We start from the raw sequence: 23,052 nt of genomic DNA on the forward strand, positions 1-23,052 counted from the left end.
CTAACTTCACGTATAATCAAGTTATTCAAACTCAGGAATTTAACACTATGAATGTTGGTATTATTGGCGCAATGGAGCCAGAAGTTAAAATTTTACGTGAAGCAATGCAAAACCCACAAATTTTAACTAAAGCAGGTTTCACTTTTTATACTGGCGAGTTAGCTGGAAACACAGTAACACTTGTTCAATCTGGTATTGGTAAAGTTGCTTCAACTATTGCTACCACGTTACTGATTGATAACTTTGAACCTGATTGTGTTATTAACACAGGCTCTGCCGGTGGGTTTGATCCATCATTAAGTGTTGGCGATGTAGTGATTTCGTCAGAAGTTCGTCATCACGATGTAGACGTAACCGCATTTGGCTACGAAATTGGTCAAGTTCCACAAATGCCAGCAGGCTTTACAGCACACCCAAAATTAGTAGAAGCAGCAGAGCAAACTATTGCACAAATTAGCGATGTTAAAACGTTAGTAGGCTTAATTTGTACAGGTGATACTTTTATGTGTGATCCTGTTCGTATAGACAAAGCACGCAGCGATTTCCCATCAATGCTTGCTGTTGAAATGGAAGGCGCATCAATTGCTCAAACGTGTTTTACACTTAATACACCGTTTGTTGTTATTCGTTCTATGTCTGACATTGCCGGTAAAGAGTCGCCGCAATCATTTGAAGAATACTTAGAAACTGCTTCAATCAACTCATCTAAAATGGTTGTCGCGCTTTTAGAAAAGCTAACGGCTGTAAGCCTTTAAATGCTTAGCAATATTGTTCAAAATCATTTGGACTTTATTGCCTTTATAATAGCGCTCCTCGCTGAGCGCTTTTTTCCTTTGGTAAGCTGGTACCACCCAAATACTGTATTAACTGCTGTTTTTAATGCTATTGGAAAACGAGTTTATAAACCAAGTGAACCTAAAAGCTACCTTTATTTAGCCTCCACCCTGGCCTGTACACTAGTTTTAAGCGTTATTCTTATTATTATTGTATTACTGCTCGAATTTGCCTTTTACCCTGAGCTTCTTGCTGGCCTCATTTTATATTTGTGCCTTGAAAGCAAAGCGATAGATAAAAAAGCCCTGCGTGTTGCAAAGTTAGTAAAACAAAGCCAAAAATCTACCGCGCGTGAGCTATTAAAGCCGTTGCTTGCCAGAGAGGTTAACAAGCTCTCAGCGCCAGGTATAATTAAAGCCTTAATTGAAAGCTTAATTTTACGAACTGCTCGTAATTACTTTGTGGTTATATTCATATTTTTATTATTTGGGCCCATTGGCGCTTTAGCATATCGGCTCCTCACTTTAATGCAGCAAGCTTGGCGCACCGATATATCACCTAATAGCCACTTTTTAAAACCGCTTAAAATCATTTTGTTCATAATCGAATTTATTCCAATACGCCTACTTGCGTTAACAATTACCGCAAGTAAAGCCAGTAAACAAAGCATGCATTACATAAAGCACTATGGCAGGCATTTTTATCAAACAAATACAGGGTGGATTTTAAGTGCGTGCTCGGCATCTCTTGGCGTGCAACTTGGCGGACCTGCAGTTTACTTTGGTAAGCGCTTTAATAAAATGCGAATTGGTGCTGATAGACTACCTTCACCCGATGATGTGCCCGTAATAATTAATAGATTAAATCAGGCTCGCGTATTTTGGTTTTTAGTCATTATCAGCATCGGAATACTAAAAGAGATTTAGTGCTTTTAGCTGCCAAAATACGAGCACAAAAAAACCAGCCTAAGCTGGTTTTTATCGTTTTAACTGCTGCGCTTACGCTACAGTAATATTCGCAAACTTACGTTTACCTACTTGGTAAATAGCCGTCGTGCCTTTTGCTACTTCAAGTTTAGTATCAGTGATTTTATCTTCACCGTTAAGTTTTACCGCACCTTGCTTAATCATTCGCATTGCTTCAGATGTACTTGCCACTAAGTTTGCTTCTTTAAGCAAGTTAGCAATTAAAATACTGTCTTCTGCAATCGTAATTGTAAGCTCAGGGATTTCATCAGGAAGCGCTTTTTTCTGGAAACGTTTGATAAAATCGTCATGTGCAGCTTGCGCATCTTCTTCACTATGAAAACGAGCTATTAGTTCTTTAGCCAACTCAATTTTAATATCGCGCGGGTTAGTGCCTTGTTCAACACGTTCTTTTTGCGCTGCAATTTGCTCAATTGAAAGACCACTTAGTAAGTCGTAGTAGCGCCACATTAGTACATCGCTAATCGACATTACTTTACCAAACATATCGTTTGGTGCATCAGTAATACCAATGTAGTTACCTAGCGACTTAGACATTTTTTGAACGCCGTCAGTGCCTTCAAGCAATGGCATCATTAATACAGTTTGCGGCTTTTGACCTTCTACTTTTTGCAGCTCACGGCCCATAAGTAGGTTAAAACGCTGATCAGTACCACCAAGCTCTACATCTGACTCAAGTGCAACCGAATCCCAACCTTGTACAAGCGGGTATAAAAACTCATGAATCGCAATAGGCTGACCGCTACCGTAACGCTTTTTAAAGTCGTCACGTTCTAGCATGCGTGCTACCGTTTGGTTAGCAGCAAGCTTAATCATACCTGCAGCACCTAGGTTTTCCATCCACGTAGAATTAAATGCAACCGTTGTTTTAGCCGGATCTAATATTTTAAATACTTGCTCTTTGTATGTTTCAGCATTGGCTAGTACATCTTCGCGAGTAAGTGGCTTACGCGTTACGTTTTTACCTGTTGGGTCACCAATCATGCCCGTAAAGTCACCAATTAAGAAAATTACCTCATGACCTAAGTCCTGAAAGGTCTTCATTTTATTAATTAGTACAGTGTGGCCTAAGTGTAAATCTGGCGCTGTAGGATCGAAGCCTGCTTTTATTTTTAGCTTTTTGCCCGACTTTAGTTTTTCAACTAGTTCGTCTTCAATTAATATTTCTTCTGCACCGCGTTTAATCTCTGCTAGAGCGGTTTGTAAATCCACTTTGTGTTACTCCAAAATTCTGCCGACGAAGGGGCGACTAGTTACTTGCGTAGTCACGGTTTAATAAAGGTTTAAACCGAATATATAGATGTAGCTAACATAACAAATTTCTACCTAATTAAAACAACTTTTTAAGTGATTCATGCAACTAAACAAAATCAATTGAGTCTTACCTAGGTAGAGCGTTAAAAAAGGCTTTCTAAGACCGATTTTAGCGTAATTTAAGGTCAGTTTAAATCTACAAAACACTAGTATTCGTACATTATTAGGTATATCCTGCAATATTATGTATTTATTATCTTGACAGCAGAAAAAGGCACGTTATGGTTCACGTGGTTCGCACGCTCCCCAAAAAACACAAATTGCTTATATTAGGTTTGGTTTCTGCTATTGTTGGCTTAGCCTTTCTTCCTTCTGAAAAAGCCACTGCATCCAAAGACAATAGTGCAAATGCACTAGAGATTGGTAAACGCTACGAGTTACAAGTAAAAGTTGATGGCAACGAAAAATTAACTGAGCTAAATTCAGAGCAAGCAGCAGAAAAGTTACCAGAATACGACTTTGTCGATCATAAAGTTAAAAATGGCGACAATTTAGCAATTATCTTCAAGCGAGCTGGCTTTTCAGCGCAAACGCTTCATAAACTAATTAACACTAATGCAGAAACACGTAAACTAACCAAAATTCACCCCGGTGAAGTACTTAGTTTTGCTACATCTGAAGATGGCTCTTTAGCACAATTGCGTTACGTAATTTCAAAAACCGATACGCTGTTTGTTACATTAAATGACGAAGGTAACTACGATACAGCAATCGACAGCAAAGAAATTGAAACACTTACCAAAACCGCTGGCGGTGAAATATCTAACAATTTTTGGACGTCTGCAATTGCAGCTGGTTTAAGTGAACGCCAAATAATGAACTTTGCGGATATTTTTGGTTGGGATGTCGATTTTGCAAACGACATTCGCAAAAATGATCAGTTTGGTTTAATTTACGAGTCTCACTATGTTGATGGCGAGTTTATTGGTACTGGTAAAATTATTGCCGCTGAATTTATTAACCAAGGTCAGCGCTTTGCAGCTATTCGCCACACCGACGGCAATTTTTATACGCCCGAAGGTCGTAGCATGAAAAAAGCATTTTTACGCGCGCCGGTAAACTTTAAATATATTAGCTCAAGCTTTAACCCTAAGCGTTTACATCCAGTTACCGGGCAAGTAAGAGCTCATCGCGGTATTGACTACGCAGCACGTACAGGCACGCCTGTAGTTGCATCAGGTAACGGTAAAGTAATTAAAGCAGGTTACAGCAAATATAACGGTAATTATGTATTTATCAGCCATGGTACACAGTACGTAACTAAGTACTTACACCTTAACAAAAAACTGGTTAAAACCGGCCAAAAAGTTAAGCAAGGCGATAAAATTGGTACTGTTGGTTCAACAGGTCGCGTAACAGGCGCTCACTTACACTATGAGTTTTTAGTTAACGGTGTTCACCGTAACCCGAAAACCGTTAAGCTTCCGAAGTCAGAGCCACTACCTCGCTCAGAGCTTGCTAAGTTTAAACCTATTGCTGATAACTTTATTGCACAGCTAGAGCGCAATCGCGAACTACAGCTAGCACTTAAGTAACGTTAAGTTATAGATAATAAAAAAGCCTTTGCTGGGTAACCCGCAAAGGCTTTTTTCGTGTTTTTTATTAGTTCATTTATTAGTTCATTTATTAGTTCATTTATTAGTTCATTTATTAGTTCATTAATACATAAATAAGCTGCACTACTATAGACACCATAACAAGCGGCCAAATATATTTGCTGTATTTGGTTGCTCCCTCCAGCCCCATTTTACTTTGATACTTTTCTAGTAACGGAATAAGCACTGCTAGGGCTACAAACAAGCAAATTAAAATAACAAATATGTTCATAGCGATTCCTACGGCAACTCATGACCTTTAGCACTTACGTAAAGTGCATACCAATGTTCGCGGCTTAGCTCTACGTTTACAGCATCACAAGACGCTGCAATTCGCTTAGCGTTAGTTGTGCCAATAATTGGCTGTATAGATGCAGGATGGCGTAACAACCATGCTAGTACGATAGCTTCTGGCGAAGTTTCGTAAAGTGCGGCAAGTTTATTAACTAGTATGCTGGTATTTATATCGGCTTGCGATGCATTTGATAAGTCGCTTCCTGTATATAAACCTTGGCACAAACTACCCCAACTTTGTATTTGAATATCAAAATGGCGGCAATATTCAACACTGCCAGGGGTAAAGTTTAGGTCTTTACCATCAGCATTGCCTGCATAAACACCTTCATCAACAAACTGGTGTTTTTGTAAGCTTGCTTCAATTTGATTAGCCACTATTGGCATATCGAGTGCATGCTGTAAAAAGTTCATCTGATGTTGCTGCATATTCGATACAGCAAAATTACGCACTTTGCCGCTTTCTTGTAAGCAGCTAAATATTTGCGCTATTTCGTCTACTTCCATAAGCGGATCTGGACGGTGTAGCATAAGTACATCGAGGTAATCTGTGTTTAAACGCTTTAGCGAGCCTTCAACTGACTCCTCAATCCATTTTGCTGAGAAGTCATAACGCTTAGGTCCTTGCTCGTCTTCAAAGCGAATACCGCACTTAGATTGAATATACATTTTTTCTCTAAGCTCTGGGCGCTCACTTAATGCTTTACCAAAAACCTGCTCTGCTTTACCAAAGGTATAAATGTCAGCATGGTCAAAAAAGTTAATTCCGCCTTCAAAGGCATTATCTATACATTCATGAGTTTGTTTTAGGTGTGCACTAGTAATTGCATCTTTGTTCCAACCACCGCCTAAACCCATGCAACCAAATACAAGTTTACTAACATGAGGTAAGTGTTTTGCTAAAGGTGTGTGAAGCATGATAACCGTCCTTAAAGTTTAGAAGAGTCATCACTGTAAACAAAAACGCTGTATCTATCTACAAATTAGGCACAAAAAAAGCGCAGTAAACTGCGCCTAATGGTTGGTTTAATTTTAAAACGAGAGCTTAGCCAACAAGTGCTAGCAATATACCAGCAGCTACTGCGCTACCTAAAACACCGGCTACGTTTGGCCCCATTGCGTGCATAAGTAGAAAGTTATGTGGGTTATTTTCAAGCCCTACTTTATTAACTACTCGAGCAGCCATTGGTACAGCCGACACTCCCGCTGCGCCAATTAATGGATTAATAGGGGTTTTAGAAATTTTATTTAAGCCTTTTGCCATAAATACGCCCGAAGCTGTACCAATTGCAAAAGCCAATGCACCAAGTACTAAAATACCAATAGTCTCAACTGTTAAAAACTTATCTGCTGCTAGTTTTGAGCCAACAGCTAAGCCTAAAAATATAGTGGTTATATTGATGATTTCGTTTTGAGCGCTATTACTTAATCTATCTACAACACCCGACTCACGCATTAAGTTACCTAAACAAAACATACCAACAAGCGGTATAGCCGCAGGTAAAAACATCGCAGTTAAGCTAAGCACCATTAGAGGAAATACAATTTTCTCTTTTTTAGATACTTTGCGCAGCTCAGGCATTTTAATTTGACGCTCTTGAGGTGTTGTTAGCGCACGCATAATTGGCGGTTGAATAATTGGTACAAGTGCCATGTAAGAGTATGCCGCTACAGCTATTGCACCAAGTAAATCTGGTGCAAGCTTCGAGGCTAAAAATATTGCTGTAGGGCCATCGGCACCACCAATAATGGCAATAGCTGAGGCATCTTGTAAGGTAAATTCAAAACCAGGCACATAGTTTAATAGTATTGCACCAAACAACGTTGCAAAAATACCAAACTGCGCAGCAGCACCAAGTAATAACATACGCGGATTAGCAATTAGCGCACTAAAGTCTGTTAATGCCCCCACGCCCATAAAGATTAATAACGGGAATATTCCCGTATCAATACCAACGTAATAAACGTAGTAAAGTAAACCACCGGGATCTGACAAACCCGCCACAGGAATATTAGTAAGTATTGCGCCAAAGCCAATAGGCAGTAGTAACAGTGGCTCAAAGTTTTTAGCAATTGCTAAAAACAATAATAAGCACCCTACTGCAATCATTACCAAACCAGGAAACGTAAAGTTAGCAATACCTGTAGCATGCCAAAGGTTTAAAAGTGCTTCCATTTAAACTCTCCCTTAAGCTAACGCTATAATTGCGTCGCCTGTTGTTACCGAGTCACCCTCAGAAACAAGCACTTCAGCTATAGTACCGGTATGCATTGCACGTACTTCGGTTTCCATTTTCATGGCTTCCATAATTACAACTACATCACCTTCGTTAACTACTTGGCCCGCTTTTACTTTTACTTTAAAAATATTACCGGCTAATGGTGCATTCAAAGTTTCGCCAGAAGCAACCGATGCAGACTGAGGTAAATGCTCAGAGTCTTTAAGGGTTACTTCTTTAAGCTCTCCGCCTTGCGCTACAACTACATCATAAACTTTACCATCTACCTTAACGCTGTATTGCTCTGCTTTTACGCTATTTTTACCTGCTGGTTTTGCAGCCGGTTTATTCGCTTCATCGTCAGCACTTGGTACTGCTTCAAACGCATCTGGGTTATTACGGTTTTTAATAAATTTAAGGCCAACTTGTGGGAATAACGCATAAGTTAGTACATCGTCTATTTGATCATCACAAAGCGTTAAGCCTTGCTCTTTTGCCTCTTTAAGTAACTCAGCTTCAAGCGTTGCAAGTTCTGGCTGTATCTTATCAGCAGGACGACATGTAATAACTTCGCTACCATCAAGCACTCGCTCTTGCAGCTCTTTGTTCATAGGTGCTGGCGTTAAGCCATACTCACCTTTTAGTACACCGGCAGTTTCTTTGGTAATTGTTTTGTAACGCTCGCCAGTAAGCACATTAAGTACAGCTTGTGTACCTACAATTTGCGATGTTGGTGTTACAAGTGGAATAAAGCCTAAGTCTTCACGTACACGTGGGATCTCAAGTAACACTTCATTTAGCTTATCGGCAGCGCCTTGCTCTTTAAGTTGGTTTTCCATGTTAGTTAACATGCCACCAGGTACTTGAGCTAATAAGATTCGTCCATCAACCCCTTTAAGGCTACCTTCAAACGCAGCGTATTTTTTACGTACGTCCCTAAAGTAAGCCGCTATCTCTTCAAGCTGATTTAAATCAAGCTCGGTATCGCGAGCAGTTCCTTCAACAATCGCTACAATAGTTTCTGTTGCAGAGTGACCATAAGTCATACTCATAGAAGAAATAGCGGTATCAAGCATATCAATACCTGCATCAATTGCTTTTTGATACGTTGCAGTACTTAGCCCCGTAGTAGCATGACACTGCATAGCAATAGGAACAGACACAGTTTCTTTAAGTGCTTTGATAAGCTCTTCTGCATCGTATGGCTTTAATAAACCCGCCATATCTTTAATACAAATTGAGTGACAACCCATATCTTCAAGCTGTTTTGCAAGAGTGAGCCACATATCAAGCGTATGGACTGGGCTTACTGTATACGAAATAGTACCTTGCGCATGCGCGCCAACTTTAACAGCCGCCTTAATTGCAGTTTCTAGGTTACGTACGTCGTTCATTGCATCAAAAATACGAAATACATCAACACCGTTTTTGTGTGCGCGCTCTACAAACTTTTCAACTACGTCATCAGCATAATGGCGGTAACCTAATAGGTTTTGGCCGCGTAATAGCATTTGCTGTTTAGTGTTTGGCATTGCCTTTTTAAGTGCACGAATACGCTCCCACGGATCTTCACCTAAATAACGAATACATGAATCAAATGTTGCGCCGCCCCATGATTCAATCGACCAATAACCTGCATCATCTAACTTGCTTGCAATAGGAAGCATGTCGTCTAAACGCATACGTGTTGCTAATAAAGACTGGTGAGCGTCGCGTAATACTAATTCTGTTAATTTTAATTTAGCCATGTGTGTGCCCCTTAGTTATTATTTGATTTGTACTGAGCAATGGCAGCACTAATAGCAGCGATGTGCTCACTAGGCACACCTTGAGATTTAAAAGACGGTGATTTAACTGGTGTTGTCACTTCTGGTTCACTAAAACGCGCAACCAAGTTAGACATAAGAACAACCGCACCAATTAATATCGACAAAAATACAAACACCCCAACCATACCGGTTAGCATTAAGCTACCTGCAGTTGTAAGTAGAGCACCTATATCCATTACTCTCCCCCTTAAAACCCACATCGAAATAAAAAATCGATTTATTTAAATAATTATTCACCGGATGATAACAAAACTAATAGCTTTGTCTACACCTTGTAAATTGGTAAAACCAATTAAAATAAAAATAACATATCACCCCCTTGGTTAACATAGCTAAAACAGCCATAAACACCGCTACGTATAGATGATAAAAATAATGGTTATAGGCAAAGGTTATATCCATAACTTTAACAATCCATAAATACCATTAAAAATAGCGCGTTACAGGTATAGTAATGTTAAAGCCAATTGATAAAATGTAAATTGGTCTTACCAAAAAATGTTAAACTTAGCTATCTATATATCTTGTTTACTAAAATTACATAGGTGTGAATAAGTTACATAACAAAGCGTAAAAATTACTAAGCCAATAGTCACCTATAATTATCAAAAAACAATTAAGCAATTGATAAATAACAATAAAATAAGCTGGCATGTAACTGGCATTAGTTATTTCGAACGATTTGATAAACCAAGGAGAAGACAATGTTACGCTGGACAATCACATTTTTAGTTATTGCTTTAATCGCTGCAGTGTTAGGTTTTGGTGGCATCGCAGGTGCCGCAGCTGGTATAGCAAAAATTATATTTTTTATCTTTTTAGTACTTTTAGTGATTTCATTAGTTTCAGGTGCGCTACGTGGCAAATCACCCAGGTAGATAAGGCATACGACTAACAAACACTAAATTAATTAATACTTACAAGGAATTACACTATGAACTCTACAACTTTAAAAGCAGCACTAATCGCAGTATTTGCAGGTTTTTTCATGATGGGTTGTGAAGACAACCACGCAGAAGAGGCTGGTGAGCGCATTGATGAAGCAGTAACTGACGTGCAAAACTCTGTTGAAGATGCATGTGAAAATGTAAAAGAAGGCGTTAACGCAGAAGAAACTAACTGTTAATTCTTCGCCTTTAGAAAAAAGCGGCTTACGAGCCGTTTTTTTGTGCCTGCAATAAAATCCTCACTTTAAAGCTGCTCATTTAGGGGCTTACTGTTAAAATGTCAAAAAATACGCTTTAAGTAAATACAATATGGCATTCACAACTACCTACACGCTTGATAAACCTTATTTTTACGAGTGCTTTGACGAGTCACTTCCTTATAGTAAACGCGCCAAACCCAAGTATTTTTTACTAGTACTACTTATTGCGCTTGGTTTATTTGGGATTTATGGATTGGACGATCATTACCTAGGTACATTTATGATCATGTTAGCCGTGCTGGAATGCGTAGCATTTTACTACCGCCGACCTTGGTGGGTTACTAGGCAAATGTTTAGCAGAGCATCAGGCTCCGAGGTTACGCTCACTTTTGATGATGAAGGGATTAAATCCTCTAATCATTACAAAAGCTACCAACTAGCATGGCAAGATATAACTGAGGTAGTAAATACACCAAACGGTTTGTTAATTAAAAATAAAAGCGGTATGCAATACATCTCAAAACAAATACTAAGCCCAGAAACACTCGATTTTATAAACAAAAAAGCCACTCAGTGAGTGGCTTTTTAACTAGCTGAGTAAATTACTCAACTACGTATACGTGTTGATTAAGCATTGCCCGGATTAGGGTTCGACTTCTCAGCTTGTATGCGCATGTAAATCTCTTCACGGTGCACAGATACGTCTTTAGGTGCATTAACACCAATTCGAACTTGATTTCCTTTAACACCTAGAACGGTAACTGTTACTTCGTCACCAATCATTAGGGTTTCACCTACTCTACGAGTTAGCATTAGCATTCTCTTGCTCCCATGTTCCAATAAAAATTATAAGATTCCGCTTAAACATATTAATGAAAAATCGATTGAAAAGTAAGTAAAAACTCCCAAACTACTCATTTTCCGTTAAAAATGTTTTATGTAATGCACGAACAGCCAACTCTAGGTACTTTTCATCTATTAAAACTGAAATTTTAATCTCTGACGTAGAGACTAAAACCACGTTAATATTTTCCTGCGCTAATGCATCAAAAAATAAACTAGCTACACCAGAATGCGATTTCATACCCATTCCAACAGCAGACACTTTAGCCACTGTGGTTAATCCGCTAATATTATCAGCGCTTAATTGAGCTTGTTGCTCAGTAATTAATTCAAGCGCTTGCAGATAGTCATTCGAGTGCACAGTAAAAGCATAGTCTATTTTTTCAAAGTTATGATTATCTTGATTAATCATATCTATTTCGACGCCATTATCGGCAAAAAGTTTCAAAATTTTTGCAAGGTACTGAGTGCTGCTTGGCATACCTTGTACCTTAATTAAACATTCGTCGCGATTAAACGCAATACCCGAAACAACCTTACTTGGCATATCGCTTTCCTCAAAGCTAATTAATGTGCCTTCATCAGGGTTAAAGCTTGAAAGCACCCTAAGCGGAACATTGTGTTTACCTGCCGCCTCAACAGAGCGAATGTGCAATACTTTAGCGCCTAAACTGGCCATCTCTAGCATTTCAGCAAAGGTTACTTGGCTCATTCGCCGTGCATTAGGTTCAACACGAGGATTTGTAGTATATACGCCATCAACGTCTGTATAGATCTGGCATTCATCGGCTTTTATTGCGCCGGCAATTTCTACTGCTGAGGTATCTGTGCCACCACGGCCAAGCGTTGTAATATTGCCTTCTACATCACGCCCCTGAAAACCCGCAATAATAGCAATGCGGTTATGTTCAAGCTCATGCTTTAAACGCGTAGCAGCAATGTCCTCAATTCGGGCTTTGCCAAACATGTTGTCGGTTTGAATATTAACTTGATCAGCAAGTAGGCTTACGGCCGAATGGCCACGCTTTATAATAGCCATAGCTAGAAGCGATACAGACACCTGCTCTCCGGTGCTAATTAATACATCTAGTTCACGGCTACTCGGGCGAGTATCAATTTGTTTGGCGAGATTAATTAAGCGGTTGGTTTCTCCCGACATAGCCGAGAGCACCACAACCACTTGATGTCCTTGTTGCCTAGTTTTAACAACAAGGTCGGCGACCGCCTCTATTCGCTCTACTGAGCCAACTGAAGTGCCGCCATATTTTTGGACAATAAGTGCCACGTAATCTTAAACTTTCTCGGTTACCCAAGCTGTTACGCTATCAAGCGCTACGTTTAAGTTTTCAGGCTGAGAACCACCCGCTTGAGCCATATCAGGACGGCCGCCGCCTTTACCGCCGACTTGAGAAGCCATGTGGTTTACAAGCTCACCGGCTTTAACTTTACCTGTTAAGTCTTTAGTTACACCGGCAATTAGGCTTACTTTGTCGCCACTGGCAACACCGAGGGCAATAACACCTGAGCCAATCTTGTTTTTAAGGTCGTCAACCATACCGCGAAGCGCTTTAGACTCAGTACCTTCAACGTTTGCAACTAATAGCTTAACGCCATTAATTTCTACTATCGAATCAAGTAAAGACGCACCTGCAGCACTTGCTAGCTTGTCGTTAAGCTGAGCAATTTGCTTTTCAAGGCCTTTAGACTTTTCAAGAAGCGCTGTTACTTTTTCAAGTACTGATGCGCTATCGCCTTTAACAAGCGCTGCAACATCGTTAAGCTGTTGCTCTTGCTCGCTTACATACGCTACGGCATCTGCGCCAGTTACTGCTTCTATACGGCGAACGCCTGCAGCAATACCGCTTTCAGATACAATTTTGAATAAACCAATATCACCAGCTCGCTCAACGTGTGTACCACCACAAAGCTCAATTGAGTAATCACCAATAGTTACTACACGTACTTCGTCGTCGTACTTTTCGCCAAACAACGCCATAGCACCTTTCGCTTTAGCATCATCAATTGCCATAAGTTCAGTGTTAAGTGCAAAGTTACGACGAATTTCGTCATTAACTACACGCTCGATTTCACGTAACTCATCTTTTGTAACAGCTTCAAAGTGCGAGAAATCAAAACGTAAACGGTCAGCTTGAACTAGCGAGCCTTTTTGGCCTACATGTTCACCTAACAACTGACGAAGCGCTTCATGTAAAATATGCGTAGCTGTGTGGTTTTTCTTGATGCTATCACGACGTGCGTCATCAATAGTGGCATCTACTTTATCGTTAACACCAATACGCCCTTGTACTGTACCGTGGTGCGCAAATGCATTACCAAGTTTAGTGGTGTTAGTAACATTAAACTCGCCACCAGCAACGCTAATAGTACCAGTATCGCCAGTTTGACCGCCCGATTCTGCGTAAAACGGTGTGCGGTCTAGTATTACAATGCCTTCTTGGCCATCTTCTAATAACTGAACGGCTTCGCCACCGGCAAAAATTTCTACCACTGTCGCGCTATGGTGCGTGCTGTCGTAGCCCTTAAACTCAGTTAGTTTTTCTGATTTTAATTGCTCGTTGTAATCTGCACCAAATTTACCTGCTTGCTGTGCAGTTTTACGCTGTACAGCCATGCATTCTTCAAAGCCTTTATGATCGATCGTCATTTGGCGTTCACGTGCAACATCGGCGGTTAAATCGGCAGGGAAACCATACGTGTCGTAAAGTTTAAATACTAAATCACCTGGGATCACATCGCCTTTAAGGTCACTTAAGCTTTCTTCTAAAATAGCTAAGCCACGTTCAAGTGTTTTACCAAATTGCTCTTCTTCAATGCGTAATACTTTTTCAATAATTTCTTGCTGCTTAGCAAGCTCTGGGTACGCTTGACCCATTTGCTCAATAAGTGCAGCAACTAATTTAAAGAAAAACGCGCCTTGTGCACCTAACTTATTACCATGGCGAACCGCACGGCGAATAATACGACGAAGTACGTAACCACGGCCTTCGTTAGATGGCATAACACCGTCTGAGATTAAAAACGCACATGAGCGAATATGATCTGCTACTACGCGAAGTGACTTATCGTCCATATCTTGCGCGTTAGTTACGCTTGCAGCTGCTGCAATTAAGCCTTGGAACAAATCGATTTCATAGTTTGAATGCACGCCCTGCAAAATAGCAGAAATACGCTCAAGGCCCATGCCTGTATCAACAGATTGCTTAGGTAATGGCAGCATAGTACCGTCGCTTTGACGGTTGTACTGCATAAATACGAGGTTCCAAATTTCAATAAAGCGGTCGCCGTCTTCCTCTGGAGTGCCTGGAGGTCCACCCCAAATGTGCTCACCGTGATCGTAAAATATTTCAGAACACGGACCACACGGGCCTGTATCACCCATAGACCAAAAGTTGTCTGAGGTAGCAATACGAATAATGCGATCTTCACTTAAGCCAATATCTTTTGACCAGTACTCAAATGCTTCTTCATCGTCGTGATAAATAGTAACAAGTAGTTTTTCTTGAGGTAATTTAACAACCTCAGTTAAAAACTCCCACGCAAACTTAATTGCTTCTTGCTTGAAGTAATCACCAAAGCTGAAGTTACCTAACATTTCAAAAAATGTATGGTGGCGCGCCGTGTAACCAACGTTTTCTAAATCGTTATGTTTACCACCGGCACGTACACAACGCTGCGAGCTTGTCGCACGTGTATATGGGCGTGATTCCGCGCCTAAAAATACATCTTTAAACTGCACCATACCGGCGTTGTTAAATAACAACGTGGCATCGTTACCCGGAATAAGCGAGCTTGAAGGTACAACTTGGTGTTGTTTGCTGGCAAAAAAGTCTAAAAACTGTTGCCTAATTTGTGCGGTAGTCATGTGCTGCATTTGAAAGTCTCACCTGTATTTACTGTGCTTGCATTGCAAAATTAATTTCATCGTAGCTAAACCCTCGATACATTAAGTAGCGCACGCGCTTAGCTTTGTCTTTGTAATCGAGATTTGGCGGTGTATCCGAATATTTTTTGTTGTACGCGTCCTGCGCCAGCTCAAACCAATCTATTTCAAGCTCTTCAACTACTCTTTCAAGTAGCGAACGGTCAATCCCTTTGCCCATGGCTTCGCTTTGAATACGCTTAAGCCCGTGGCATTTAAATATGTGTTTTCTTACAAAGCCTTCACAGTATCGCTGCTCATTAATAAAATTGTGCTCTTCGCACCAATTAAGCAGGTTTTCGATAAACTCGTCTGTGGCTTCTTTTTGCCGTAGTTTTTGCGTTAACTCACGGCGCGAATACTCTTGGCGCCCTAGTAACCAAAGTACATAATTTTTTAGCTTTTGCTTTAACTTATCATCCATTAAGCGTCAAAACGCCCGCTTATTTCACTACTAAGTGGCTTAACGTTGCTATCGTCACTTGGTGGCACAATAGGCATAAAAATAGCCTGATAAGATACAAAAAAGCTAATGTAGCAAATTGGCATTAAAATCAATAGTGGTAAGAACGATAAGAACATAGAAAGCGCCATAAATAATGCGCAAATAACGCCAAAAACGCCAAGTGGCAAAATATTATGGTAAAACACCATTAACGACTTTTTAAGTGCCGTTAAAATACGTGCTTCTTTACTAAAGTAAACAAGCGGTACAGCGTACGCAAATGCCGTTAGGTAAATAAGCATCGCCATAAAAAATAAAATAACGTTAGCGCCAGATATACTCTCAAGCATTTGCTCAAGTGCTACGTTTGGATCAAGCCCTGGCTGGCTCATAACAGCCACTGCATCGGCAAATAAACCATTAGCAAGTAACGCCATTAAAATACCCGCACCCATTTGATAAAGCGCTAAGCGCAGTAACCCTAAACGATTCCCCTTTGCCGAAAACGGTTTGAGTATATCGGCCAGCATAATTTTACCGCCTTGCTGCTTTGTAAGCACCGCCTGATAAAAGCCAGCGGTTAAAAACGGCGTAGCTAGTGCTGCAACAACTTGCAGTACAGGTAAAAATAAAGACAGTAGCCCTACAATGCCAATAAATAAATGCATAAAAATAAAGGTTGCTGGCTGGGTTTTAAAAATAAGCCATCCGGCTTTAAACCACTTTAGGCCTGCATCAGCTTTAAAAATTCGTAATTCTGTAGACATACTTGCTCTTAATTTAAAACGAAACACGCCAAGTATAACTTGGCGTGAGGGGGGATTAATAGACAGAACGCAATTAAATACTTAAGGTTTTTTAATTTTCTTAATGTCTAGCATGTGCGCGCCGTGCTTAATTTTAGTTTCTAGGTACGACTTGTTACCTGCAACACCCGCTTTAATATGTGCGTGAGTACCAATAACTGAATCAACCTCAATACCCGCATCCCTGAGTGCATTAAGCTTTTTAGGGTTATTAGTCATTAATTTAACGTGGCTTAAGTTAAGCGCATTAAGCATTAACACCGCATCCGAAAAATCACGTAAATCGTCGGCAAAACCTAAGTGGTTATTAGCCTCGTAGGTGTTCATACCTTGCGATTGAAGTACATAGGCATCAATTTTATTGTACAAACCAATACCGCGCCCTTCTTGGCGCAAATATAGTAAAACACCGCCTTTTTCGTGCATCATTTCAATACATTCATTTAATTGCTCACCGCAATCACAACGTGACGAATGAAATACATCCCCCGTTAAACACTCAGAGTGCATACGAATAAGTGGCACATTTTGCTCGGTATCGGCGTTGTTAAACACCATAGCAATATGCTCTTGGCCATCTTTTAAGTCAGTAAATGACACTATTTCTGCAGGGATATCACTGTTTTTGCCAACATTAAGCTGGACTCTTGCTCTTACTTGCGCCACGACAAATCCAAATATTTAAATAACTACGACACGATAAGGTGATAATATCACAAACGTTTAAATTTAGATCGTAGTACAACATTGTTTATCGCAATTATATGGCGACGACAGCCGTTGTTTTCAATGATTAACCGCAATTTAAAACGCCCTCAACAAATGAGTTAAGCATTTACGTTCATTTACCCATTTTAATGACAACCATTCTTATTTGGTGTACGTTACTATAAAGTATGAATATTAATAGGGATTATTATGAAGCCACAGCAACTCGCCTTATTTGTTGGTTTAAGTTTATCAGCGCTAAGCGCAACTACTTTAAGCACCCAAGCACTAGCTAGCCAAGCAAACGACCCTCAACGTGTTTTTAGCCAAGCATACAAAAATTACTTAGCTGCCGTTAAAGCAGACGAAAATGTACAACAAGCTGCAGAACTTGCTTACACTTCAGGTAAAGCTGTTTATGGTAAAAACGACGACAACACCGCTAATTTAGCAATTAACTACGCTAAGGCGATTAATGGCTATGGGACAGAGCTAACTGAGCAACGCTTTAATCTCTATAAAGAAGCACATACCATTTTGGCAGGTAATCATGGGGAGCAATCTGTAGAAGTTATTGATGCTTTATTTGGTCAGGCAAACTACGCTCCATCGGCTTATCAAGCAGATAACTATTTAGAACAAATAATTGAAATAGCCGAAACACAGAACAACCCTAAATTTGTAGCCGACATGAAGCTAGAAGCTGCAACGCTGCTTGCTAAAAAGCATAGCCACAAAAAATACCGTGAAGCCAAAAACTACCTAGAAGCCGCCGACGAATACTACCGAGAAAACGTACCTAATGGCTCAGTAGAACAAATTAAGGCCGATTTTCTAATGGCTTCTTTTGCCGAAGGCAGAAAAAGATACAGCCAAGCCATTGAGCGCTTAAACAACATAGTTACCGTGTTTGACGAAAACTTAAGCTTTGATCACAGTGCAGAGCTAACAGCACATTCGCGTCTTGTTAGCCTGTACGAAAAACAGGGCAAAAGCGACGAAGCAACTAAGCATTGCCTAGCTATTGCCCAAATGGTGCCTTGGAAAGAATCGCAACAGCAAACACCGCTCTACCGTGTTCATCCTGAGTACCCTAAAAATAAAGCTAGATTTCGTAGCGATGGTAGCGTTGTTATGGAGTTTGAAGTAGATACTGCAGGCTTTGTTAAAAACCCTAAAGTACTTAGTTCAGAAGGTGGCAGCGCATTTGAAAAGTCAGCTCAAGCTGCCATAGAACAATGGCGTTACGCGCCAAAATTTGAAGATGGCAAACCAGTTAGCGCTGTAACTCAGGTACAACTCGACTTTAAAATTAACCGATAAGCTAAAATATAAAAAAGCGCCATTTGGCGCTTTTTTTAAATTTATAAATTGGTTCTAAATCTTAGCGAGTATTTTATCGCTTGCCGCTTCTATTAAATCAAGTACATTTTCAAAACCATCATCGCCGCCGTAGTATGGGTCGGGTATGGCGCTTTGGCTTTGCTCGCCGTATTCTAAAAACAGCGCCAGCTTGTAATGTAAATGCGCAGGGCATTGCGCTTTTAAATCTGCTAAATTTTGTGTGTCGGCCGCTAAAATTAAATCAAACTCAGTAAAGTCAGTGGTGCGCACTGGGCGCGAAAAAAGTCCTTTAAAGCTATAACCGCGTTTTTCACCCGCAGCCATTGAGCGGCTATCTGGCGTTTTACCTTCGTGATAGCCAATAGTCCCTGCCGAGTCGACTTTTACCTCAACACCTAATTTTTTAGCACGCGCTTTTAACACAGCCTCTGCGGTTGGCGAGCGGCAAATATTACCTAAACACACTATAAGTACTTTTTTCATCAGGGCTTGCTCCTTAAAACTAACTTTAAAACTGCTTTAAAATATTCGCATCATACTCATCAGCATTAAGCGTAACGTTATACTTTGCAGCCACACTATCAAGCTCAGTTTGCTTTATGGCCAAGTCATCCATGGTAATCGTATTATCGTCTAGCTGCCATAAAAGTCGTGAGCCCGCGTAACTATAATGAATCGCTAACAGTGCATCGGCATTGCCCTCGCGCCCTGCTGCTTTTAGTTTTGGCATTTTGCGGGTTATTTTATTCAGTGCTTGTTTTAATTCCCACACATAAACCACTTCAGTCATGAAAGGGTGGCGTCGGTATTTATTTAATAACCAAGCAATAGCTAAGCTTGTTATCACCACCCCAGTTAAGTTCCAATGAAAATGACTGCCACTCTCATCTGGAAACAACGCAATTAACGTTTGCGATATAGCCAAACTACCCAAAGCCAAACCCGCTGCACAACCTGCAATTACGCGATTTAAATGCTTGCGGTAACGTGCTTTATCTATTTGTATGAGTTGCATAACAGCCTAAAAATTTATAAGTAAAAGAATACAAAACGCTATTGTAACTAAACCCCGCAATTTTTATAAAATTATTTAACCCCTTTTTGATTTGCCCCCCGTTATAGCTTTTAAATAACCCAAATAAGTTTACTCGGAGCGGCTTATGCACACACTTGAAGTACCTAATAACTCAGCATTTATTAAAACATCAACCGCCGTAATTGGCGGTGCAGTAATGACCTTTGCGGCTTTTGCGTTTATGCAATATTTAATATCTGGCGAGCAGCGCGCGCTTATTAAACCAGGTGGCGATATTATTGTAGAAATTTTTCAGGCACCAGAGGATAAACAAACAACCACCATAAAAAGAATACCACCACCGCCAATGCCTAAAGTGCCGCCAAAAGCACCACCGCGAGTTTCACCCAGTGCCGATCCAATTATGGCAATAAACACTGCCCCACCATTAATAATGGACAGCTTTGGAGATGATATAAATAGCACCATTAACCGCCCTACCGGGGATGCAACACCCATAGTGCGCATAAACCCTAAATACCCAACTACAGCAGCGCGCGATGGCATTGAAGGTTGGGTGCAACTAAGCTTTAGCATTTCGCCAACGGGGGAGGTAATTGACCCTGTAGTTATTAACGCCGAACCAAAACGCACCTTTGACCGCGAAGCAATAAGAGCCATAAAACGCTGGAAATATCGCCCCAAAGTAATTGAAGGTGTGGCACAATTACAAACTGGTCAAACCGTACAGCTCGATTTTAAATTAGATAACTCTATTTAACGGACTAAACGCCTATGCTACTCAGTATTAAGTCATGGTTATTTGAAACGCCAAGCAAGGACTGCATGGCAAGTTACGCAAAAAGTGGCGACAATCGTTACTTAGAGCAGCTTATTGCCCTCTACAGTAACGACTTACACCACTACCTTGTTACGCAATCTAATACGCATTTAGCATACGATGTAAGCCAACAAACATGGCTAAAGGTAATCGAAAAACGCCATCTTTACCAAGCGCAAACCACGCCAAAAGCGTGGTTATTTAAACTTGCCCGCAACACACTTATAGACGAATACCGCAAACAGCAGCGCTTTGTAGAACTTGACGAAAACACTCATCTACCCGCGCAGCAAAATGAGCAAAGCAATATAAGCTATCAAGCATTCGATAATGCACTTAAACAGCTAAGCTTTGTACAGCGCGAAGCCATTACCTTACAACAAGAAGGCTTTAGCCTTGTCGACATAGCGCTTATAACGCAAAGCAACCATGAGAGCGTAAAAACAAGGCTGCGCTATGCCAAGCAAAACCTTAAACGTTTATTAGGAGCAAACAATGAACAAGCCTGATGAGCAGTTTGACCAAAAGCTCACTCAACACTACAAAGAGCGAAAAGCACGCACTACACTCAGCGCTTCCCAGCAAAAAGCGTTACTTAATAATGCCAGCCATAAAAAGCCCTCAAGGCTTAGTTTTACGCTACAGTTAACCAGCCTTGCTTGCGCACTGGGCGTATTCGCATTTATTGTGTTTGATAGCAGCTATGGCATTAACTACGCACCTAAAACGGTGCTTAACAGCTCATTTAAAACTATAGACATTCACGATTACTCAATTATTAAAACCCACGAAATAAACCCATCGGGCAGTTACACAAGCGCCATTACCGAGCAAAAACATGCACTCGATACTCAGCATGCTAATAGCTTGCGCTTACACCAACAACGCCACATAGAATACGGCACGCTCGTACAGGTAGATAACGACTGGTACATAGCCAGCTGTAATGACGAGGTACTAGTGCAAATTAAGCAGTCACTGCTCAGTGATTTAAAGGAAAGGCACGCAGTGGAAAATAATATAAATACCGGTGATATGCTCGCTATGGCGCATAACGGTAAAGGGCAGATTATTGCACTTAAACATGCGGGTGCTGGAGTTAGGCAGTGTGGGGCTTAGGTGGTAATTAAGTGAGTTACTTTACTTACCACCCAAAATACTTTTTAGTAAAAATTAACTATCACCCATGTAATCAAGTGGTGATGAAAGCTCTATAAAATCACGATATTGCTCTTTAGTAATTTTGTTATGTGCATCTTTTACATAAATATATCTAATCAAAGACTTAGCCACTTCATATTGAGGAGAATCATTGCATTCCCGTAATTCTTTTTCAGCTTGCTCTAATTCAGTTAACTTCCTCCCCTGCGTGTTTCCAAATCCTGCAAAAACAAGTGATGTTTCAACTACAAAAATTTGGCAGAAAAAATACTCTATGTAATGCTTTAATTTAATTACTTTCTTCGTATCTTTGTAGCGGTTAATTATACAGTTCGGCTCCTTACTATATAATTTTGAATCAATAAAAAATATAACATCCCTTTCTAAATCTACGGGTAGTATTTCTTCTGATAAATAATCAGATAACTTTATATTTTGTGTATCGCTTTTCTGAGTTAGTTTTGTTCTCTTAAACCTTCCACTTATTATTTCTTCATATAAAGAATGATCTTTTTCATAGATACAAAACAAAACAGCGAGTACGAGTACATCTACTTTTTTACCACTTGGTAAATTTACAATAATGGCAGTAATGCGTTCAGTAATTTGAATGGCTGTTCTAGGCGGCACTTGGAACGCATCTAAAACAACTGAGATATTAGCTAAAGCGGTTTCCGGTGTTTCTGTGCGGGGGAGTATCTCAATTTTTCTACTTTTTAAATACGCAGATTCAAATTTAGTTGTATCGCTCTGTACTGATAAAAAATCCTTTAAAACAGGTCGCTTTAAGCTATAACGGCTATTAAAAAAACGGCCTAGGTAAATCTTAGCATCAAAGCCTTCACCATAAATTGATTTGATTGTATGTTGGAGTTGTTCTGTATCTGTTGCTACAACAAACACAATACCTTTAACATCAAAAATATGTTTAATCGTCTCTAGCATTTCTACTGCATAACTTGGGCGACAACGGTCTAATTCATCAATAAAAATAAATATGGGTAACGACTTACCTTCCTGCTCTTCAAACTTATTTACCCAATCAGCTAACTTAGCTTTGATTACTTCAACGCTTTTATTTTTAGCTTCATGATCTTTAATTAAGTTTTGTGCAAGCGCCTTTACTGCAGGTGAAAAGTCGCTGCCAGTTAACTTGTTAGAATTTTGCTTTTGATCATCTTCAATTTCTTCATCAGAGAATAGTAATGTGTGTAACTCATCTAAATCTATGCCTGATATTTTTTTAGTTAGGCCTTGTGCAATAGCAGGTGCAACAGCCTTAAACATAGAAACTGCACTCTTAGGAATAGTTATATTAAACTTAGCCTGACGTTGAAGCTGCTTGATGATACCTGCAATTACAGTTAAAAATGGGTCGTCTGAATAGTCTTGCTGCCATGCATCAATATATACAACAGGAAAATCTACTATTAATTCTCGTGACCAGCGCTTAAGAAAATAGGTTTTACCTGCCCCCATTCAGCATTGAGATTTAATACATAGTTTTTCTTTTGCTCATCATCAGGCCTACTCTTGTCAAACCCCTCTTGAGCCAATAATCTTGATAAAAATGTGGCGTAGCGAGCACGATCTAATTTATCGGCAGGAAAATATTCTTCTAATGGTGGCTTAGTTGCTTTACTCCAATTGAATTCTTTCATTTAATTCCCTTTAAATAGTCTTTTTTACATAGTGCAATATAAAACGCTCTATCGCTGAGTTCTCCGAGCTAACGCCCGACGCGCCAGCAAGCTGTACGCCTACAACAAACACTACATATAATTAGCCTTG

General features: G+C 40.1%; 26 protein-coding genes. 10 read left to right on the forward strand and 16 right to left on the reverse strand.

The genetic code is table 11. The features are described from left to right. Positions 1–47 precede the first annotated feature (47 nt). Both mtnN and ALFOR1_RS13560 read left to right on the forward strand, forming a co-directional pair. A complete protein-coding gene (gene mtnN, locus ALFOR1_RS13555; protein ID WP_104643267.1) occupies positions 48–755 on the forward strand; it encodes a 5'-methylthioadenosine/S-adenosylhomocysteine nucleosidase in 708 nt (235 codons plus the stop codon). Beyond that, complete coding sequence (locus ALFOR1_RS13560; RefSeq protein WP_104643268.1) at positions 756–1,700, forward strand: cobalamin biosynthesis protein CobD/CbiB; 945 nt, start codon at positions 756–758, stop codon at positions 1,698–1,700. It abuts the gene before it with no gap. Between the two features lie 72 nt (positions 1,701–1,772). Here ALFOR1_RS13560 and tyrS read toward each other — a convergent pair whose 3' ends face one another. Continuing rightward, a complete protein-coding gene (gene tyrS / locus ALFOR1_RS13565; protein ID WP_058549539.1) occupies positions 1,773–2,972 on the reverse strand; it encodes a tyrosine--tRNA ligase in 1,200 nt (399 codons plus the stop codon). 323 nt (positions 2,973–3,295) lie between these two features. Here tyrS and ALFOR1_RS13570 point away from each other — a divergent pair, with 323 nt between their 5' ends. Continuing rightward, complete coding sequence (locus tag ALFOR1_RS13570; protein WP_058549538.1) at positions 3,296–4,609, forward strand: peptidoglycan DD-metalloendopeptidase family protein; 1,314 nt, start codon at positions 3,296–3,298, stop codon at positions 4,607–4,609. Positions 4,610–4,724: 115 nt separating this feature from the next. Here ALFOR1_RS13570 and ALFOR1_RS13575 read toward each other — a convergent pair whose 3' ends face one another. From ALFOR1_RS13575 to ALFOR1_RS13595, 5 genes are all read right to left on the reverse strand, one after another. After that, positions 4,725–4,901, reverse strand: coding sequence for a hypothetical protein (locus tag ALFOR1_RS13575; RefSeq protein ID WP_165491324.1), 177 nt, complete (start codon positions 4,899–4,901; stop codon positions 4,725–4,727). Between the two features lie 8 nt (positions 4,902–4,909). Next, positions 4,910–5,881, reverse strand: a complete 972-nt coding sequence (locus ALFOR1_RS13580) for an aldo/keto reductase (RefSeq protein WP_058549537.1) — start codon at positions 5,879–5,881, stop codon at positions 4,910–4,912. Positions 5,882–6,008: 127 nt separating this feature from the next. Next, positions 6,009–7,139 (reverse strand): sodium ion-translocating decarboxylase subunit beta, encoded by a 1,131-nt coding sequence (locus ALFOR1_RS13585; RefSeq protein ID WP_104643269.1) that lies wholly within the window; start codon positions 7,137–7,139, stop codon positions 6,009–6,011. A 12-nt stretch (positions 7,140–7,151) separates the two neighbouring features. Then, positions 7,152–8,930 carry a sodium-extruding oxaloacetate decarboxylase subunit alpha gene (oadA, locus tag ALFOR1_RS13590; protein ID WP_058549535.1) on the reverse strand — a complete coding sequence of 593 codons (1,779 nt, stop codon included), beginning with the start codon at positions 8,928–8,930 and terminating at the stop codon, positions 7,152–7,154. Positions 8,931–8,941: 11 nt separating this feature from the next. Continuing rightward, complete coding sequence (locus ALFOR1_RS13595; RefSeq protein ID WP_104643270.1) at positions 8,942–9,187, reverse strand: OadG family protein; 246 nt, start codon at positions 9,185–9,187, stop codon at positions 8,942–8,944. A 528-nt stretch (positions 9,188–9,715) separates the two neighbouring features. Between ALFOR1_RS13595 and ALFOR1_RS13600 the strand changes: the two genes are divergently transcribed. From ALFOR1_RS13600 to ALFOR1_RS13610, 3 genes are all read left to right on the forward strand, one after another. After that, complete coding sequence (locus tag ALFOR1_RS13600) at positions 9,716–9,889, forward strand: DUF1328 domain-containing protein (protein WP_002961939.1); 174 nt, start codon at positions 9,716–9,718, stop codon at positions 9,887–9,889. A gap of 56 nt (positions 9,890–9,945) precedes the next feature. Then, entirely contained in the window at positions 9,946–10,137 is a 192-nt protein-coding gene (locus ALFOR1_RS13605; RefSeq protein WP_004587517.1) for a hypothetical protein, read from the forward strand. A 130-nt stretch (positions 10,138–10,267) separates the two neighbouring features. After that, entirely contained in the window at positions 10,268–10,735 is a 468-nt protein-coding gene (locus tag ALFOR1_RS13610) for a YcxB family protein (protein WP_058549533.1), read from the forward strand. 50 nt (positions 10,736–10,785) lie between these two features. Here the strand turns inward: ALFOR1_RS13610 and csrA are convergent, their stop codons facing one another. From csrA to ALFOR1_RS13640, 6 genes are all read right to left on the reverse strand, one after another. Further along, entirely contained in the window at positions 10,786–10,977 is a 192-nt protein-coding gene (csrA, locus tag ALFOR1_RS13615) for a carbon storage regulator CsrA (RefSeq protein WP_104643271.1), read from the reverse strand. Between the two features lie 91 nt (positions 10,978–11,068). Next, positions 11,069–12,286 carry an aspartate kinase gene (locus ALFOR1_RS13620; protein WP_104643272.1) on the reverse strand — a complete coding sequence of 406 codons (1,218 nt, stop codon included), beginning with the start codon at positions 12,284–12,286 and terminating at the stop codon, positions 11,069–11,071. Positions 12,287–12,292: 6 nt separating this feature from the next. Then, positions 12,293–14,893 carry an alanine--tRNA ligase gene (gene alaS / locus ALFOR1_RS13625; protein WP_104643273.1) on the reverse strand — a complete coding sequence of 867 codons (2,601 nt, stop codon included), beginning with the start codon at positions 14,891–14,893 and terminating at the stop codon, positions 12,293–12,295. A gap of 19 nt (positions 14,894–14,912) precedes the next feature. After that, entirely contained in the window at positions 14,913–15,365 is a 453-nt protein-coding gene (locus ALFOR1_RS13630) for a regulatory protein RecX (RefSeq protein WP_104643274.1), read from the reverse strand. Continuing rightward, a complete protein-coding gene (locus ALFOR1_RS13635; RefSeq protein ID WP_104643275.1) occupies positions 15,365–16,153 on the reverse strand; it encodes a BPSS1780 family membrane protein in 789 nt (262 codons plus the stop codon). The genes ALFOR1_RS13630 and ALFOR1_RS13635 overlap by 1 nt, the downstream gene beginning before the upstream one ends. Positions 16,154–16,234: 81 nt before the next feature. After that, positions 16,235–16,858: a GTP cyclohydrolase II gene (locus ALFOR1_RS13640; protein ID WP_104643276.1), complete on the reverse strand. Its 624-nt coding sequence runs from the start codon at positions 16,856–16,858 to the stop codon at positions 16,235–16,237. Between the two features lie 252 nt (positions 16,859–17,110). Here ALFOR1_RS13640 and ALFOR1_RS13645 point away from each other — a divergent pair, with 252 nt between their 5' ends. Further along, a complete protein-coding gene (locus ALFOR1_RS13645) occupies positions 17,111–18,223 on the forward strand; it encodes an energy transducer TonB (RefSeq protein WP_104643277.1) in 1,113 nt (370 codons plus the stop codon). A 54-nt stretch (positions 18,224–18,277) separates the two neighbouring features. Here the strand turns inward: ALFOR1_RS13645 and ALFOR1_RS13650 are convergent, their stop codons facing one another. Continuing rightward, positions 18,278–18,727 (reverse strand): low molecular weight protein-tyrosine-phosphatase, encoded by a 450-nt coding sequence (locus tag ALFOR1_RS13650; RefSeq protein ID WP_104643278.1) that lies wholly within the window; start codon positions 18,725–18,727, stop codon positions 18,278–18,280. Positions 18,728–18,752: 25 nt separating this feature from the next. After that, a complete protein-coding gene (locus tag ALFOR1_RS13655) occupies positions 18,753–19,259 on the reverse strand; it encodes a DUF3087 domain-containing protein (protein WP_104643279.1) in 507 nt (168 codons plus the stop codon). Between the two features lie 145 nt (positions 19,260–19,404). Here ALFOR1_RS13655 and ALFOR1_RS13660 point away from each other — a divergent pair, with 145 nt between their 5' ends. The 3 genes from ALFOR1_RS13660 to ALFOR1_RS13670 are packed head-to-tail and all read left to right on the forward strand — an operon-like array spanning position 19,405 to position 21,219. Continuing rightward, positions 19,405–20,040, forward strand: coding sequence for an energy transducer TonB (locus tag ALFOR1_RS13660; protein ID WP_104643280.1), 636 nt, complete (start codon positions 19,405–19,407; stop codon positions 20,038–20,040). A 14-nt stretch (positions 20,041–20,054) separates the two neighbouring features. Continuing rightward, entirely contained in the window at positions 20,055–20,609 is a 555-nt protein-coding gene (locus tag ALFOR1_RS13665) for a sigma-70 family RNA polymerase sigma factor (RefSeq protein ID WP_104643281.1), read from the forward strand. Further along, on the forward strand, positions 20,596–21,219 hold the full coding sequence (locus ALFOR1_RS13670) for a hypothetical protein (RefSeq protein WP_104643282.1): 624 nt from the start codon (positions 20,596–20,598) through the stop codon (positions 21,217–21,219). The genes ALFOR1_RS13665 and ALFOR1_RS13670 overlap by 14 nt, the downstream gene beginning before the upstream one ends. 54 nt (positions 21,220–21,273) lie before the next feature. Here ALFOR1_RS13670 and ALFOR1_RS13675 read toward each other — a convergent pair whose 3' ends face one another. Together ALFOR1_RS13675 and ALFOR1_RS20535 are read right to left on the reverse strand one after the other, a co-directional pair. Continuing rightward, positions 21,274–22,740, reverse strand: coding sequence for a KAP family P-loop NTPase fold protein (locus ALFOR1_RS13675; RefSeq protein ID WP_232007038.1), 1,467 nt, complete (start codon positions 22,738–22,740; stop codon positions 21,274–21,276). Next, on the reverse strand, positions 22,692–22,922 hold the full coding sequence (locus ALFOR1_RS20535) for a hypothetical protein (protein ID WP_232007039.1): 231 nt from the start codon (positions 22,920–22,922) through the stop codon (positions 22,692–22,694). The genes ALFOR1_RS13675 and ALFOR1_RS20535 overlap by 49 nt, the downstream gene beginning before the upstream one ends. Between the last annotated feature and the right edge of the window lie 130 nt (positions 22,923–23,052).

Origin of the sequence: Pseudoalteromonas carrageenovora IAM 12662 (assembly GCF_900239935.1) — a bacterium.
Classification (GTDB): Bacteria; Pseudomonadota; Gammaproteobacteria; order Enterobacterales; family Alteromonadaceae; genus Pseudoalteromonas; species Pseudoalteromonas carrageenovora.